Source organism: Geodermatophilus sp. SYSU D00697 (genome assembly GCF_054050175.1).
In genome coordinates this window covers 60,337-75,853 of the sequence record NZ_JBJGYV010000016.1, presented here as the reverse complement: position 1 = coordinate 75,853, position 15,517 = coordinate 60,337, and the positions used below count along the sequence as shown (strand labels likewise).

Annotated in this window: 18 protein-coding genes; 12 read left to right on the top strand and 6 right to left on the bottom strand. The window is 76.7% G+C overall.

The features are described 5' to 3' along the window. Nucleotides 1-22 precede the first annotated feature (22 nt). From ACI79C_RS15250 to ACI79C_RS15235, 4 genes are all read left to right on the top strand, one after another. Nucleotides 23-469 (top strand): hypothetical protein, encoded by a 447-nt coding sequence (locus tag ACI79C_RS15250; protein ID WP_456946507.1) that lies wholly within the window; start codon nt 23-25, stop codon nt 467-469. Beyond that, nucleotides 466-759 (top strand): transcriptional regulator, encoded by a 294-nt coding sequence (locus ACI79C_RS15245; protein WP_456946506.1) that lies wholly within the window; start codon nt 466-468, stop codon nt 757-759. The genes ACI79C_RS15250 and ACI79C_RS15245 overlap by 4 nt, the downstream gene beginning before the upstream one ends. 47 nt (nt 760-806) lie before the next feature. Then, entirely contained in the window at nt 807-1,868 is a 1,062-nt protein-coding gene (locus tag ACI79C_RS15240; protein WP_456946505.1) for an AbrB family transcriptional regulator, read from the top strand. A 164-nt stretch (nt 1,869-2,032) separates the two neighbouring features. Then, complete coding sequence (locus ACI79C_RS15235; protein ID WP_456946504.1) at nt 2,033-2,242, top strand: hypothetical protein; 210 nt, start codon at nt 2,033-2,035, stop codon at nt 2,240-2,242. Between the two features lie 81 nt (nt 2,243-2,323). Here ACI79C_RS15235 and ACI79C_RS15230 read toward each other — a convergent pair whose 3' ends face one another. Beyond that, complete coding sequence (locus ACI79C_RS15230) at nt 2,324-2,860, bottom strand: type II toxin-antitoxin system PemK/MazF family toxin (protein ID WP_456946503.1); 537 nt, start codon at nt 2,858-2,860, stop codon at nt 2,324-2,326. Nucleotides 2,861-3,015: 155 nt separating this feature from the next. On the opposite strand from ACI79C_RS15230, the gene ACI79C_RS15225 reads away from it, so the two are divergent. Continuing rightward, complete coding sequence (locus ACI79C_RS15225; RefSeq protein WP_456946502.1) at nt 3,016-3,213, top strand: hypothetical protein; 198 nt, start codon at nt 3,016-3,018, stop codon at nt 3,211-3,213. A gap of 10 nt (nt 3,214-3,223) precedes the next feature. Here ACI79C_RS15225 and ACI79C_RS15220 read toward each other — a convergent pair whose 3' ends face one another. Continuing rightward, a complete protein-coding gene (locus ACI79C_RS15220) occupies nt 3,224-3,814 on the bottom strand; it encodes an MSMEG_1061 family FMN-dependent PPOX-type flavoprotein (RefSeq protein ID WP_456946501.1) in 591 nt (196 codons plus the stop codon). A 33-nt stretch (nt 3,815-3,847) separates the two neighbouring features. Here ACI79C_RS15220 and ACI79C_RS15215 point away from each other — a divergent pair, with 33 nt between their 5' ends. Continuing rightward, the gene (locus ACI79C_RS15215) at nt 3,848-4,234 is read left to right on the top strand and encodes an acyl-CoA thioesterase (RefSeq protein ID WP_456946500.1); all 387 of its coding nucleotides are present in this window, start codon (nt 3,848-3,850) and stop codon (nt 4,232-4,234) included. Here the strand turns inward: ACI79C_RS15215 and ACI79C_RS15210 are convergent. From ACI79C_RS15210 to yczR, 4 genes are all read right to left on the bottom strand, one after another. Beyond that, entirely contained in the window at nt 4,231-5,739 is a 1,509-nt protein-coding gene (locus tag ACI79C_RS15210) for a cobyric acid synthase (protein WP_456946499.1), read from the bottom strand. The genes ACI79C_RS15215 and ACI79C_RS15210 overlap by 4 nt on opposite strands. Beyond that, nucleotides 5,736-6,401 carry a lysophospholipid acyltransferase family protein gene (locus ACI79C_RS15205; RefSeq protein ID WP_456946498.1) on the bottom strand — a complete coding sequence of 222 codons (666 nt, stop codon included), beginning with the start codon at nt 6,399-6,401 and terminating at the stop codon, nt 5,736-5,738. The genes ACI79C_RS15210 and ACI79C_RS15205 overlap by 4 nt, the downstream gene beginning before the upstream one ends. A gap of 102 nt (nt 6,402-6,503) precedes the next feature. Continuing rightward, nucleotides 6,504-7,253, bottom strand: a complete 750-nt coding sequence (locus ACI79C_RS15200; RefSeq protein WP_456946497.1) for an ANTAR domain-containing protein — start codon at nt 7,251-7,253, stop codon at nt 6,504-6,506. 457 nt (nt 7,254-7,710) lie between these two features. Further along, a complete protein-coding gene (gene yczR, locus ACI79C_RS15195) occupies nt 7,711-9,162 on the bottom strand; it encodes a MocR-like transcription factor YczR (RefSeq protein ID WP_456946496.1) in 1,452 nt (483 codons plus the stop codon). Nucleotides 9,163-9,223: 61 nt separating this feature from the next. Between yczR and ACI79C_RS15190 the strand changes: the two genes are divergently transcribed. From ACI79C_RS15190 to ACI79C_RS15165, 6 genes are all read left to right on the top strand, one after another. Beyond that, on the top strand, nt 9,224-9,523 hold the full coding sequence (locus ACI79C_RS15190) for a hypothetical protein (RefSeq protein WP_456946495.1): 300 nt from the start codon (nt 9,224-9,226) through the stop codon (nt 9,521-9,523). A 95-nt stretch (nt 9,524-9,618) separates the two neighbouring features. Further along, complete coding sequence (locus tag ACI79C_RS15185) at nt 9,619-11,148, top strand: glycosyltransferase (protein ID WP_456946494.1); 1,530 nt, start codon at nt 9,619-9,621, stop codon at nt 11,146-11,148. Next, nucleotides 11,145-12,476: a hypothetical protein gene (locus tag ACI79C_RS15180; protein ID WP_456946493.1), complete on the top strand. Its 1,332-nt coding sequence runs from the start codon at nt 11,145-11,147 to the stop codon at nt 12,474-12,476. The genes ACI79C_RS15185 and ACI79C_RS15180 overlap by 4 nt, the downstream gene beginning before the upstream one ends. Further along, nucleotides 12,434-13,417, top strand: a complete 984-nt coding sequence (locus tag ACI79C_RS15175; protein WP_456946492.1) for an ATP-grasp domain-containing protein — start codon at nt 12,434-12,436, stop codon at nt 13,415-13,417. The genes ACI79C_RS15180 and ACI79C_RS15175 overlap by 43 nt, the downstream gene beginning before the upstream one ends. Beyond that, complete coding sequence (gene wecB / locus ACI79C_RS15170; RefSeq protein WP_456946491.1) at nt 13,414-14,574, top strand: non-hydrolyzing UDP-N-acetylglucosamine 2-epimerase; 1,161 nt, start codon at nt 13,414-13,416, stop codon at nt 14,572-14,574. Before ACI79C_RS15175 ends, wecB begins: the two co-directional genes overlap by 4 nt. Next, nucleotides 14,571-15,308, top strand: coding sequence for an HAD family hydrolase (locus tag ACI79C_RS15165; protein ID WP_456946490.1), 738 nt, complete (start codon nt 14,571-14,573; stop codon nt 15,306-15,308). The genes wecB and ACI79C_RS15165 overlap by 4 nt, the downstream gene beginning before the upstream one ends. Nucleotides 15,309-15,517: the final 209 nt, after the last annotated feature.

Here is a 15,517-nt window from a genome sequence, read left to right as displayed (position 1 = left end):
GTCATGACCCACACTTTCCGACATGGAAAACGACGCGATCGACCGGGACACCGCGGCCGCCCAGCTGGCCACCCTCCGGGCGGACCGGGCCGCGCTGGCCGACCGGGTCCGGGCACCGTGGTGGTACGACGTCACGCTCGGGTTGCTGCTGTTCGGCTTCCTGGCCTCCTACGCCGTGGACTCGCTCTGGGTGACCTTCCCGGCGCTGGTCGTCTTCTGCGCCGGACTCGGCGCGCTGGTGGCGGCCTGTCGCCGGATCACCGGCATCTGGGTCAACGTGACCTGGGGCGCCATGGCGGCGTGGACGGCCGTGGTGCTGCCCGTGCTCGTCGCGGCGTTCGTGCTGGCGGAGGGCTTCGACGAGCGGTGGGCGATGGTGGTCGCGGGCGCCGTGCTCGGGGTGGCCGTCGTCGTGTTCGGCCGGTACTGGGGCCGCAAGCTGGTCGCCGAGATGCGGACGTCGCTGTGACCGTGGTGGCGCCGCACTTCGACACCGTCATCCACCCACCGCCCCGGCTGCAGATCTGCGGCCTGCTCGCCGCGGTCGACACCATGGAGTTCGCCGCCGTCCGCGACGCCGTGGGGGTCAGCGACTCGGTGCTCTCCAAGCACGTCAAGCAGCTGGAGGAGGCCGGCTACGTGAAGGTGCAGAAGGCCACCATCGCCTCGCGCCAGCGGACCAGCCTGTCGCTGACGAAGACCGGGCGCACGGCCTTCGACGCGCACGTCGCCGAGCTGCGGCGGATCACCGGCGCCTGAAGCCCCCTGCACGCCGGGTGTCCGCGCCGACCGGCAGAGTGGGCGCCGTGACGGGGAGGGGGCGCATCGTCCGGCTGGGGGACGCGGCCCTGGTCGTCGCGGGCGCGGTGGTCGCGACGCTCGCCTTCGACACCCTCGACCTGCCCTCGTCCTCGCTGTTCGGTGGCCTGCTGGCGGGCCTGGTCCGGGGCCTGGCCGGACGGCGGCGGCTCGCGGTGCCGCGCCCGGGGATGCTCGCCGCCCAGGGCCTGATCGGGGTCTCCATCGGGGCGCTGGTCGACCCGGAGACGCTCGCCGCCATCGGCGAGGACTGGCTGCCGGTCCTGCTGGTCGTGGTCGGCACGCTGGTGCTGACCCTGCTGGCCGGGTCCCTGATGCGGCTGCAGCCCGGGATCAGCCCGGTGACCGGCGCCTTCGCCATGATCGCCGGTGGCGCGTCGGGCATCACCGCGATGTCCCGGGAGCTGGGCGCCGACGAGCGGATGGTCGCCGTCCTCCAGTACCTGCGGGTGCTGCTCATCGTCGTCCTCATGCCGCTGGTGGCGACCGGCCTGTTCGGCGCCTCGCCCGGGTCCGGGGGGACGACGGCCGGCGAGGCCGGGCCCGGCTGGCCGGCCGGGCTGCTCTTCGCCGCGGTCTGCGTCCTCGTGGGCCTGCCGGCGGCCCGGCTGCTGCGGATCCCGGTGCCCTCGCTGCTCGGGCCGATGCTGGTGGCCGCCGCGCTCGACCTCAGCGGGCTGTCGCGGGGCGCTCGGGTGCCCGAGCCGCTGGAGCTGGGCGCGTTCCTCGTCATCGGCCTGATGGTCGGCCTCAACTTCACGCGGGAGAGCCTGCGCACCGTCGGCCGGGCGCTGCCCCTGGCGCTGACGGTCATCCTGGGCCTGGTCGTCGCCTGCGCCGGCCTCGGCGCGGTGCTGACCGTCACGACCGACGCGAGCGCGCTCGACGCCTACCTCGCCACCACCCCCGGCGGCCTGTACGCGGTCCTGGCCACCGCGCAGGACGCCGGGGCCGACGCCACCTTCGTGCTCGCCGTCCAGGTGCTGCGGCTGTTCGTGATGCTGCTGTCGGCGCCGCTGCTGGCGCGGTGGCTGCGCCGCGCCGGCTGACCGGCGTCGGCCTCGTCACCCCTCCGGGCAGCCCCCCGGTCGCCGGTCGGGCCTACCCTCGACCGGGCGCGAGGGAGGTGAGGACGCTGGCGGAGGACACGACGGACACGGACGCGAGGGCCACGGACGAGACGGGCACGGACGAGACGGGCACGGAGGACGCCGTGCTGCTCTTCGTCGGTGGCCCGCTCGACGGGCGGGTGGAGATCCGGGAGGCGCGGCACGGGCAGCCGTTGCCGACGATCACCCACGTCCACCTCCACGGCGGTCCCAAGGTCGTGCACCGCTACGACCTGACCGCGCTCACCGACACGGCCGGGGTCTACACCGTGCGGCCGCGCCAGACCGTGCGCGACGAGTCCGTCGCCGACTGACCGCTCACCGGAGGCGGAGCACGAACCCCGCGTGGCCGGACGCGTCGCCGCACCCCGCGAGGTCGGCGGCGACGCGGCGGGTCAGGCCCCGTGGAACCCGCGGACCGCCGTGACCACCTCGTCGAAGCGGCGGCGGTCCAGGGCGGCGCCCATGCGGCGGGCGGCGGCGACGGGCACCTCCAGCAGGCGGTCCAGCCGCACCTCGCTGGGCCGGTCCTGTGGGTCCCAGTCCCCGCGGCCGACGTCCATCCAGTACCGCCCGTGCCGGGCCTCGTCGGCCGCGTCGCGGTCGTGGTCCTGGCTGGAGAGCATCAGGCCGACCAGGTCCTCGCCGCGCCGGCCGACGACGAGCACCGGGCGGTCCTTGCCGCGACCGTCCCCCTCGTCGAAGGGCACCCAGGCCCACACCACCTCGCCCGGGTCGGGCCGGTCGTCGGGGCGCGGGCGGTAGCCGAGGTCGACCCCGGCGAGACCGCCGTCGAGGTCCCGGACGCCCGGGCCGCCCGCCCGCAGCGCCGCCGGGGCGGGGCGGCGGGTGGTGCGTGCCGCGCGGGTCGCCGGCCGGGCCACCGCGCGCAGCACGCCGGTGAGCCGTCGGACCAGCCCGCTGCGCGCCATGCGGGCACGGTACGGCGCCCCGGTCCCGGACCTCGTGTGTCCCACGTGACACACAGGCACCAATCGGTCACGTCCGCGGTTGGAACTGCCGACACGGGGGCACCATGGGCGCACGGGGCGGTCAGTCGAGGCCCTCCGAGAGAGGGGGGTCCTCGATGACCTCGGCCGAGCCGGCCCGTCCGGCCGCACCGCGCACGCGAGAGGTGCAGGCCAGCGTGCTCGCCGCCTTCCAGCTCGTCGAGGACGCCCGCTACCTCGGCACCGACCGCCGCAGTCGGCGGGGGCGACGGCGCGCGCTCGCCGAGCGCACCGTCGCCTACCGCAAGCTCGCCCGCGACCTGCGCGCCAGCTGAGCCGGGCCGCTCAGAGCTCCTCGGCCAGCCCCGCCCGCATGACCGCGTCGTCGGGCAGCGGGGTGGTGAGCCGGCAGTGGTCGCCGAAGACCTCGCGCATCGGGGCGAACGCCGAGCGCTGGACCTGCCGCTGCGGGTCCCACAGGCCCGAGCGCATCACCGACTTGGCGCACTGGAAGTACGCCCGCGCGACCGTCACCACGAGCACCGAGCGGGGCGCGCGGCCGAACTCGGTGAGGTCCACCGCCAGCTCCTCGGGCCCGGTCAGCTCGGCGGTGCCGTAGACGCGCAGGGTCTCCTCGATCCCCGGGACCAGGAACAGCAGCGCGACCCGCGGGTTGCCGGCCACGTTGCGCAGGCTGTCCACCCGGTTGTTGCCCGGCCGGTCGGGGAGCGCCAGCCGGTGCTCGTCGAGGACCTTGACGAAGCCCGCGTCGCCCCCGCGCGGCGAGACGTCCGGCCAGCCGTCGGGGGAGGCGGTCGACAGCGTCGCGAACGACGAGAGCCCGATGAAGGCCCGGCAGTGGCGGTCGAGGTGGTCGATCACCTTGTCCTGCACCAGCTGGGAGGGGTCGCGGTACCGGGCCAGCACGTCGTCCATGGCCGAACGGTAGCCGGGCTAGCGTCTGCTCCCGTGCCCGCGCAGTGGAGTGCCCCCGTCCGGTACGTCGAGTGCGACCAGCAGGGCGTGGTGTTCAACGCCCACTACCTCACGTGGGCCGACGAGGCATCGAACCCGTGGTGGGCGTCGATGGGGCTGTCCTGGGACGAGCTGACCGAGCGGCGGATCGACCCGCTGGTCAAGGCCAGCACGCTGGAGTGGTCGGCCCCGGCCCGCTGGGGCGACACCGTCACCGTGGACGCCGAGACCGAACGGGTGGGCCGCACCAGCCTGACCGCGCGGTTCACGGTGCGCGTGGGCGAGCGGGTCTGCTGCGTCGTCCGGACGACCTACGTGTGCGTGGCCGACGGCGTCGCCGCGGCCTGGCCCGACGACGTCCGCGCGCGGCTGGAGGCCTAGCGCCCGGCGCCCGGCGGCAGCAGCGGCAGCCCGTCCGGCGCGCCCTGCTCGACCAGCCGCCACAGGGCGTCGGTGTCGGCGTGCTCGGCGACCAGGTCGCCCAGGGCGTCGAGCCGGCGCTCCCGGACGGCGGCGAAGTCGGTGTCCGGTGCGGGGACGAACCGCCGGCCGGCCACCCGCGCCACCTCGGTGAGGAACGCGCGACGGAAGCCGTCGTTCTCGAACGCCCCGTGCCAGGTGGTGCCCCAGACGGCGCCGGAGCGCGCGCCGTCGAGGAACGGCTCGGCGGTGTCGTCGACGGTGACCACCCCGTGGTGGATCTCGTAGCCGCGGACCGGCTGGCCGAACGCCGTGCCCACCGGCCGGCCCAGCGTCTTCTCGCGGGCGAAGCGCACGTCGGCCGGCAGCAGCCCGAGGCCCGGCACGGCCCCGGCCCGCGACTCGACGTCGTCGGTGATGGTCCGCGCCAGCATCTGGTGGCCGCCGCAGATGCCCAGCACGGGGCGGCCCTCCGCGGCCCGCCGCGACACGGCGTCGGCCAGCCCGGTGGCGCGCAGCCAGCGCAGGTCGGGGACGGTGGCGCGGGTGCCGGGGAGGACGACCAGGTCGGCGTCGGCCAGCTCTCCCGGCGTGGTGGCGAAGCGCACCAGCACGCCGGGTTCGGCGGCCAGCGCGTCGAGGTCGGTGACGTTGGACAGCCGGGGCAGGCGGGCGACGGCGACCCGCAGCACGTCGGCCCCGTGCGGGGGGCCGGCCGCGGCCCGGGGCGCCCCGATGCCGAGGGAGTCCTCGACGTCGAGGTCGAGGCCGTCGCGCCAGGGCAGCACGCCCAGCGTGGGCCGTCCGGTCAGCCCGGTGAGCGCGTCCAGGCCCGGGCGCAGCAGCCGGACGTCGCCGCGGAACTTGTTCACCAGGAAGCCGGCGACCAGCCGCTGGTCGGCGGGCGGCATGAGCGCGACCGTGCCGTAGAGGGCGGGGAACAGCCCGCCCCGGTCGATGTCGCCGACGACGACGACCGGCAGCCCGGCCGCGGTGGCCAGGCCCATGTTGGCGATGTCGTCGGCCCGCAGGTTGATCTCGGTGGGCGACCCCGCGCCCTCGCAGACCACCACGTCGAACCGGCCGCGCAGGTCGGCCAGGCTGGCCAGCACCTGCTCGAGCAGGGCCGCCTTCATCGGCCGGTAGGACAGCGCGGTCACCTCGGCGACGGGCCTGCCGAGGACGACGACCTGGCTGGAGTCCTCACCGCCGGGCTTGAGCAGCACCGGGTTCATCGCCGCCTCGGGCTCGACGCGGGCGGCGGCCGCCTGCACCACCTGCGCCCGGCCGATCTCGGCGCCGTCGGGGGTGACCATCGAGTTGTTGCTCATGTTCTGCGCCTTGAACGGGGCCACCGACACCCCCTGGCGCACCAGCCAGCGGCATATGCCGGCCGTGACGACCGACTTGCCGGCGTCCGACGTCGTCCCGGCGACGAGCAGGGCGCCGGGGCGGCGCCGGGTCATGCCGCCTCGCGGGGCGGGCCCCACCCGGCCTTCTCCTGGCCCGACAGCTCGGCGATCGCCTCCATGATCCGGTCGGTGACCGCCCGGCGGGCCCGGCCGTTCCCGGCCATGCCGCGGTACTCGGGGAACGCGAGAGGCTCGCCGAAGGTCACCGAGACCTTGTGGGGCCGCGGCCAGCGGGAGTCGACCGGCTGCACCTTGTCGGTGCCGGCCACCGCGACCGGGACGACGGGGCAGTCCGCGGTCAGCGCCAGCCAGGCCACGCCGGTCTTGCCGCGGGCCAGCCGGCCGTCGCGCGAGCGGGTGCCCTCCGGGTAGATGCCGAACCCCTCCTCGCGGCGGAGGACCCCGAGCGCGGTGTCCAGCGCCTCCTGCGCGGCCCGGGAGGTCTGCCGCTCCACGGGCATCGCGCCGAGCGCGGTGAACAGCTGCTTGGACAGCCACCCGCCGATCCCGGGCGCGGTGAAGTACTCGGCCTTGGCGAGGTAGTGCACCCGCCGCGGGGCGGAGAGGGGGATGACCATGCTGTCGATGAACGACAGGTGGTTGCTGGCCAGGATCACCGGCCCGGTGGGCGGGACGTTCTCCTTCCCGGTCACGTGCATGCGGAACACCGCGTGGAACAGCGGACGCAGCAGGAACCGGGCGACGAGGTAGAGCACGCCGCGCTTCCCCTCTCGACTCGGGGACCGCCGGCGGCTGCCGACGACAGCGGGCATTCTCCCGTGCCGCCCTGCCCGGGTCGCTCCAGGGGCGGGCGGACCTCAGTGCATGCGCGGCGTGGGAGGGCACACGTCCCGGATCAGGGCGCGCACGTCCGCAGGCAGCGACGACCGGCCGGCCGCGGACTCGGCGATCGCCACGGCCACGTCGCGGACCTTCCGGTGGCAGTTGCTGGAGATGTGCGCCAGCAGGTCGAAGGCCACCTGGTCACCGCAGCTGGTGAGCAGCATCAGGATCCCCTTGGCCTGCTCGATCGCCGCCCGGCTGGCCATCGCGGTGCGCAGCTGGGCCACCTCGGTCTCCAGCTCGCGCACCCGGTCGTCGCCGGACCCGTGGACGCACGACGGCACGTCGCCGTCCGCCTCCTCGGGCAGCCGGACGAGCAGGCCCTCCAGGCCGTCCACCGACCCGGCGGGATCCACCACCGGCTCCCCGACGAGGACGGCGGGAGTCCCGGGTCCGCTCCGGCTGCCGAGCCGGACGCGCAGGGAGAAGGGCTTCCCGTCGGAGCAGGCGGTGGTGATCGCCTCGAGGGTCCGCGGCCGGTCGCCCGGGTGCAGGGAGCGCACGAGCAGCTCCGTGCAGGGGTGGGCCCCGCCGCGCGGGAGCCCGAGCAGCGCGGCCATCTCGGCCGACCACGCCCAGGTGCCGGTGCGCCGGTCGTACCGGAACCGCCCGGCCACCCGGTGGTTGGCGGGGACCGACCGGGACGCCGGGGTGCCGTGCCGGGTCCCGGGTGTGGGGTGGGCAGCTGCCGTGCGGGGGAGTGTGGGGGAGGGCGTCGCTGTCATCTCGACTCCAGCGGGTGCCGCCGGGCACGGCCCGGCGTCGGGCGCCGCAGGCCGCTGCTCGACCACCGCGGTACGCCGGCGGGGAGACCGCCGGCCGCTCCGTTGCCTGAGGACGGTACGGCGCGTCCGGGCGTTCCGCACGGGGAGCGATCGTCCCGTCGCACGCCGCGCCGCGTCGCCACGGGCTGTCCGCGGGCGGACTCCCGGAGGCGTCGGCGCCCTCGAGTCCTGGTGGCCCCGTCCCGGGTCCCGCCCTGAGCTCGCGAAGGGTGGGGCGGGCGGACTCCCGGAGGCGTCGGCGGCCTCGAGTCCTGGTGGCCCCGTCCCGGGTCCCGCCCTGAGCTCGCGAAGGGTGGGGCGGGCGGACTCCCGGAGGCGTCGGCGGCCTCGAGTCCTGGTGGCCCCGTCCCGGGTCCCGCCCTGAGCTCGCGAAGGGTGGGGAGGACGGGGTCCTTTCTCAGACGACCGTCGCCGGGCGGGCGGGGGAGCGGTCCCCGGCGGACCGCGCGGGCAGGCTCGCCGACACCTCCGCGAGCAGCTCCACCGCGGCCCGCAGCCGCTCCGGGGGGAGGGTGAACGGCAGCCGCAGGTGGTCGTCGAAGGCGTGGCCGGTGCCGAACGCCCGCCCCTCGGCGAGCACCAGCCCGCGCCCGGCTGCCGCCGCGGTGAGCGCGGCCGAGCTGGTGCCCGCCGGCAGCCGGCACCACACCGACAGCCCGCCGGCCGGCCGGGGTGCGGTCCAGTCGGGCAGGCGCCGGGCCAGCTCGGCCAGCAGCACCTCGCGCCGTTCCCGCAGGGCCTCCCGGCGCCGCTCGAGGATCCCGTCCAGCTGCCGGACGAGGACGGTGGCGGCCAGTTGGTCCACGACGCCGACCGACAGCTGCCGGCGTCCCAGCGCGGCGCCCAGCTGGTCGGCGAGCGCGGCGTCGGTCCGCAGCCAGCCGATGCGCAGCCCGCCCCAGACGGCCTTGGCCAGCCCGCCCACGGTGACGGTCGCGGCGTCCGGCAGCCCGGCGGCGAACGGGGGCAGCGGCCCGTCGTCCAGGAAGAGCTCGGCGGTCACCTCGTCGACGACGGCCAGGACGCCGTGCTGCCACAGGGTCGCCGACAGCCGGCGTCGTCCGGCCGCCGACAGCCGCGCGCCGGAGGGGTTGGAGAAGTCCGGCATCAGGTAGGCCATCCGCGGGCTGCTCTGCCGGGCCACGATCGCGGCCGCGCCGACCAGGGCGTCGGGGTCGGCGGCGTCGACCGGCGCGGGGACGCAGCGGCCCCCGGCCGCGTCCACCATCCCGATGGCGCCGGGGTAGGTGGGGTGCTCGACGAGCACGCGGTCGCCGGGCTGCAGCAGTGTCTGGACGGCGATCGCCGTGGCGTCCCCGGTGCCGGCGGTGACGACCACCTGGTCCGGGTCGGTGGGCAGGCCCCGGGCGGTGAACCGGCCGGCGATCGCCGCCCGCAGCTCGGGCAGGCCGCTGGGCGCGTAGCCGTGCCCGGCGGTGTACCCGCGCAGCGCCGCGACCGCCTGCTCGTAGGCGGCGAGCACCTCGGGCACCGCCTCCGGCGCGGCGTGGGCCAGGTCGAGCACCTCCGGGTCGGTGCTCGGCGCCCGCCAGCCGCTGCCGGCCGTCGGCAGCTCGGTCACCGTGCCCGAGCCGTGCCGGGTGACGGCGAACCCCTCGGCACGCAGCAGCCGGTAGGCCGAGGCGATGGTGACCCGGCTGGCCTCGAGCGCGGCGGCGAGCTCGCGTTCCGCGGGCAGCCGGGTGCCCACAGGCAGCGACCCGGTGGTGACCAGCTCGCGGATCCGCCGGGCCAGCGCTCCGTACCGGGGACCGGGGAGCGCGTCCAGGGGCCCGACGAGCGTGGCCAGCTCGTTCGCCGAAGTGGACTGGCCGATCGCGGATGGCATGCGGTCCACCATGCCGGAGTGGACTCATCCGCGCCACTGGCGACGATGCCAATCTCAGGCCATGACCTCAAGTGGTGTCGTCGTCCTGCTCGTCCTGCTGGGGCTGGTCGCCCTGTCGGTGACCACCCTCGTCATCGCCGTCCGCGGTGGTCGCGGTCCGGCCGACCCGCCGGCCAGCCACCTCCGGATCGACCCGGCCGGCTTCCCGTCCCTGTCCGAGCCGCGGGGCATCCTGCCGCGGCACCCGGCACAGCCGCGGCAGGCGCGGGGGGCGCGCCGGAGCCGGCCGAGCCCGCGCCCGGCGCGGCCCGCCCCCGCTCCGCTGCCGGGGGCCGGCTCGGGCGCGACGCCCTCCTGGTGACGCGACCGGGTTGCGCTTCAGGTCAGCTCTCCCACTGCCGATGAACCCGAACGGTGGACCGGGTCCACCGTTCGGGTCCGGGAGAGGGGGGAGACGTGACCGCCGGAGTGGCCTGCGTCGACCCGACTCCTCCCGCGGCCCGCCCGGCCCCGGTGCACGGCTCCCGCCCCGAGGGGCGCAAGGCGGTGCTGGCCGGCTACGTCCTCGCCCTCACCGCGGCGGTCCTCGCGTTCGGGGTCGACCCGACGTTCGGTGTCCTCGCGGGTGTGCTCAACGTCGTCTTCGGCGTCTTCTTCTGCCGTCACCTGGCCTTCGCCGTCGCCGCGGCGCGCTGGGCCGAGCGCGACCTGCTGGCCGCCGACGTCGGGCTCGCCTCCTACACGCCCAGCGTGGCCGTCCTCGTCGGCTGCAAGAACGAGGAACTGGTCGTCGACGGCATGGTCGCCGCGCTGCTGGCGCTGGACTACCCGCCCGACCGGCTGACCCTGGTGGTCGTCGACGACGGGTCCGACGACGCCACCGGCGCCAAGCTCGACGCCTGGGTCGCGGTCGAGCCGAGGCTGCGCGTCCTGCACCGGCCGCCGGGCTCGGGCGGTGGCAAGTCCGGCGCCCTCAACGACGCCCTCGACCTGGTCGACGCCGAGGTCGTGCTCGTGTTCGACGCCGACCACGAGCCCGAGCCCATGGCGCTGCGCCGCCTGGTGCGGCACTTCCGGGACCCGGTCGTCGGCGCGGTGATGGGCCGCTGCGTCATCCGCAACGGCAAGGACTCGGCGATGGCCGGGATCGTGTTCGTCGACTTCCTCTCGGGCTACCTCGTCAACGAGTACGGCCGGCAGGCGCTGTTCGAGCTGCCCGCCTACGGGGGCGCCAACTGCGCGGTGCGGATGTCGACCCTGCGGGCCCTGGGCGGCTGGAACCCCGAGACCGTCACCGAGGACACCGACCTCACCCTGCGGGTGCTGCTGGCCGGTCAGCGCGTCCGGTACGACGTCTCCGCCGTCGACTTCGAGGAGGGCGTGCTCAGCGCGCAGCGGTTCTGGACCCAGCGCTACCGCTGGGCGCGCGGACACCAGAAGTGCCTGCGTGACTACTGGCGCCTGCTCATGCGCTCACCGCACCTGTCCTGGGTGGAGAAGGTCGAGACGACGCTCTTCCTGCTCATCTACCACGTGCCGATGCTCACCGGCCTCGGGCTGCTGCTCACCGTCCTGCGGGCCCTCGGCATCGGCGACCTGCCCGTCGTCGGGCTGCTGCCGCTGTCGATGCTGCTGTTCGTCGGCCCGCTCGCGGAGCTGTCGGTGGGCCTGCTGATCGGCCGCGTCGAGCGCCGCTCGGCCTGGCGGCTGCTGGGCTTCCTGCCCGCGTTCGCCCTGTCCATCTGGTGCACGTCGAGGGCCTACCTCGACGGCATGCTGGGCCGGCCCTACAGCTGGGTGAAGACCTCGCGGTCGGGGGCCACCTCGACCGTCCGCCGGGATCCGCCGGCAGCTCCGGCGGCGGCGGTCAGCGCGGGGCCGTCGCCCGCCGTCCCGTCGTCCCCCGCCGTCGCACCGCTCGCGGGCGGCGGGCGGCCGCGGTCCTTCGCCGTCCCGCCGGCGACCGGTGGGGACGGAGAGCGGTGACCGCGACGCCCCTGGGCGCCACCCTGCCGCTGCGCCGGCGTCGGTCGCGCGGCAGCACCCGCCGGATGGTCCCCGTCGCGCTGGACCTCGCGCTGGCCGTCGTGATCTGCCTGCTCGGCTTCCGGTACCTCGCCGGGTTCCTCCAGACCGTGGAGGCGCTCGGCGTGGTCGGCGTGCTGCGGCTGGTCGGGTTCGACGAGGTGTCCGGGGTGCTGCCGCGGCACGTCCTGGTCTTCCGCGGCGAGGGGGAGGACGCCGAGATCATCAACGCCGTCATCACGGCGTCGTGCTCGTCGGTCCTGTCCGTCCTGGGGCTCGCCGCGCTGACCGCGGTCGTGCTGCGCAGCCGCAAGCTGCACGCCCTGGCCGGCCTGCTGGTGGCCGTCGTCCTGGTGGTGCTGCTCAACCACGTCCGGCTGGTCCTGTCGACGCTGGCCGGGGTGTGGTGGGGGCAGGGCGCGCTGGTGCTCTTCCACGACTGGGTCGGGGCCGTCTGGAACATGGCCGCCACGCTCGGCGGGTTCCTGCTCATGGTCTACGTGACCCTGCCGACGCGGGAGCGGGCCGAGCAGGACGTCGCCGGCCGGCACACCGCCCGCCGTCCCGACAGCTGGGCCCGCCCGGGGCTCGGCTACCGGACGGCCGACGTCGAGGGCGGTCCGGGCGGCCGGCGGACGACGGTCACCGGGCTGATGCACCGCTACGTGCTGCCCCGACGGCTCTCCCGCTGGCTGTCCGCCCGGCGGGAGGCCGGCCGGATCGACTACCGGATCGGTCACCTCTCCGCCGACGACCGGGCCGAGCGGCTGCGCGAGCTGGTCGCCGACGGCCTCGGCGTGCACACCGCCACGCTGCTCGCGGCAGCGGCCCGCGACGAGGACCCGGTCGTCCTCGACGCCCTGGCCGAGGCCGTGGCCGCCCGGCAGTGGGAACCGGTCACCGGGCCCCGGGTGGACGCGCTGCGCCTGTGGGCCCGCGGCTGGCTGCTCGCCCGCCCCCAGGCCGAGCGCCTCGCGATGGAGCCGGTCCCCAGCACGCCGGCCACGCTCCGCATCCCGCGGATCGCCGTCCCGGTCGGCCCGCCGGTGGTGCCCGCCGTGCCGCAGGTCCCCCCGCCCCTGCCCGGCCGGCACCGCGACCGCACCGACCGCCCCGTCTCCTACGCCCAGCCCAGCCCATCCCGCCACCTCGAGGACGCCCGGTGTCACACCTCCCGCCCCGCCCCGCCCCCGCCGGGGACCTGCTCACCGCCCGCCCCCCGGCCGGTCCGGGATCAGCGCCCGCCGTGCTCGTCACCGGCGCCGGCGGTCCGGCCGGGATCGCGGTGATCCGCCGGCTGGTCGCCCTCGGGCACCGGGTGGTCGCCGCCGACGCCGACTGGACGGCCGCCGGCCGTGCCCTGGCGCACGAGGCGGTCACCGTCCCGCACGCCCGCCACCCCCGCTTCGTCGAGGCGCTGGTCGGCGTGGCCCGGGCGCACGGGGTGGACGCGCTCGTCGGGACGGTCGCCGAGGAGCTGCCGGCGCTGGCGGCCGGTGCCGACCGGCTCGCCGCCGCGGGCGTGGCCACCTGGCTCCCCGAGCCCGCCGCCGTCGACCTGTGCTGCGACAAGGCCCGCTTCGCCGAGTGCCTGCACGCCGCCGGGGTCCCGCACCCGGTCACCACCGACCGGCTCGAGGACCTGCCCGGCGTCCCGGGGCCCTGGGTGGTCAAGCCCCGGTCCGGCCGGGGCAGTCGCGGGGTGCTCCTCCTCGACAGCCTGCGGGACGTGGTGGCCGCGCTCGGTGCCGACCCGGACCTGGTCGCGCAGACCCGGCTCACCGGCCGGGAGTGGACCGCCGACACCCTCGTCGGCCGCGACGGCGAGCTCCGGACGGTGGTGCCGCGGTGGCGGTCGGAGACGAAGGCCGGCATCTCGGTGAAGGGCTGCACGTTCGACTCCGAGGCCGTCACCACCGTGGTCGCCGACGCGCTCGCCGCCGTGCGCCTCACCGGCCCGGCCAACGTGCAGGGTTTCCTGGCCGACGACGGGACGGCCACCGTGATGGAGATCAACCCGCGCTTCTCGGGTGGACTGCCGCTGACCCTCGCCGCCGGCGCCGACGTGGTGGGCGCCTACCTCACCGGCGTCCGCGACCCGGCAGCCGAGCTGCCGCTGCTCTGGTTCCGGCCCGGCGTCCGGATGAGCCGCTACTTCGCCGAGACCTACAGCAGCGACGACGGCAGCCCGGTCGCCGACCCCTGCGCCCCCGTGGCGGTGCGGGCATGAGCGGCCCCCGGCGGGAGCGCAGCGTGCTCGTGCCCTTCGGCACGCGGCCGGAGGTGGTCAAGCTCGCCCCGGTCGTGGCCGCGCTGACCGCCGCCGGCCACCGGGTGGACGTCATCGACACCGGGCAGCACACCGACCCGGCCCTCAGCACCCGACTGCAGGAGGCGCTGGGGCTCACCCCCACGATGCGCTTCGAGCTGCCCACCACCGACCCGGCCGAGCGCGTCGGCGCGCTGCACGCCGACGCCGCCCGTGCGCTGGCCACGTGCACACCGGACGTCGTGCTGGCCCTCGGGGACACCAACACCGTGCCGGCGTACGCGCTCGCCGCCCGGGCCGCCGGCGTGCCGTTCGTGCACGTCGAGGCCGGGTTGCGCAGCTTCAACGGGCGCAGCGTGGAGGAGGTCAACCGGCGCGTCGCCGCGGCGGTCGCCGCGCTCCACTTCGCCCCGACCCGGCGCGCGGCGGACTTCCTCGCCCGCGAGGGGGTCCCGGCCGAGCGGGTCTTCGTGGTGGGCAACCCGGTCGTCGACACCCTCGTCGCCCGCGGGGTCCGGCGGGTGCCGGTCGCCGAGCGCCGCGGCGTGCTGGTGACGGCCCACCGGCCCACCAACGTCGACGACCCGGTGCGGCTGGCCCGCCTGGTGGGCGTCATCCGGGCGCTGGCCGACCGGGTCGGGCCGGTCACCTTCCCGGTGCACCCCCGGACGGCGGCCCGGCTGGACGCGGCCGGGCTGACCGGCGAGCTGGACCACCCGGGGATCACGCTGAGCGGCCCGATCGGGTACGACGACCTGCTGACGGCCCTCGGCCGGGCGCGGCTCGCGGTGACCGACTCCGGGGGCATCCAGGAGGAGGCTGCCTACCTCGGCGTCCCCGTCGTGGTGCTGCGCCGCTCCACCCCGCGCTGGGAGGGCGTGGAGGCGGGGACGACGACCCTCGCCGGCCTCACCGACGACCGCGCGGCTGCCGCCGTCCTCGCGGCGGCCGCGGCGTACACCAGCCCCGAGGGGCAGGACCGGGCGGCGTCCCTGCCTTGTCCCTACGGCGACGGGACCGCCGGGCCGGGGGTCGCGGCGGTCCTGTCCGACCCGCGCACCGACGCCCTCCTGGCCCTCGAGGAGCCCGACCTCACCGACGGCCGGCTGCCGTGGTGAACCTCCCGCCGTGGTCCGGACCGCCGCCCCTGGGGGTGGTGGTCGACCTCGACGACACCCTCTTCCCGCAGGCGGACTACCTCGCGGGGGCCGCGGCGGCCGTCGGCCGCGCCGCGGGCGAGCGGGAGCTCGACGGCGACGCGGTGCACGCCGCGCTCGCTGCGGAGCTGGCCGCGGGCTCGGACACCGGGGGGACGATCGACCGGGCGCTGCTGGCCGCCGGCGTCCCCGCCGCCCGGGTGGCCGACCACGTCCCGGCACTCGTCGCGGCCTTCACCGGCCACCGGCCGGACCGGCTGTCCCCCTACCCCGGGGCGGAGGAGGCGCTGCGGGCGCTGGCTGCCGCCGCCCCGCTCGGCTGCCTGACCGACGGCAACCCGGTGATCCAGGAGGCCAAGCTCGCCGCGACGGGGCTGGGCCGGCTGCTGCCCGCGGTGGTGGTCACCGACGCGCTCGGCGGGCGAGCGGCCCGCAAGCCTGCGCCGGACGGGCTGCTCGCGCTGGCCGTCCGCATGGGGGTGTCGGCCGACCGCGTGCTCGTGATCGGGGACCGCCCGGCGAAGGACGTCGCGGTCGCCGCGGCCGTCGGTGCCCGGGCGGTGCGGGTCCGGCAGGGCGAGCACGCCGCGGCGCCCGACCGGCCCGAGGCCTGGGCGGTGACCGACGACTTCCCGACGGCCGCCGCGCTGGCCCTCGCCGTGCTCACCGGCGCCGGGGTGCCCTCACCCGTCTGAGCGTCCCGGGACCCCGATCGGGTGCACCGCACGCCGGCGGGCCTGTGGTCGCCGGTGCGCCGGGTCGATGGGGCGGTGCGACGTCGTCCTTCCCGCCTCCTCCCCCCTGGGGGTGACCCGCCTCGTCCAGGGCTCCGGAACCGCCCGTCCCCTGCCGACAGACCAGGGGTGGGGCGGGTCGGCCGCCCTCGGAGAACGAGGACATCGCC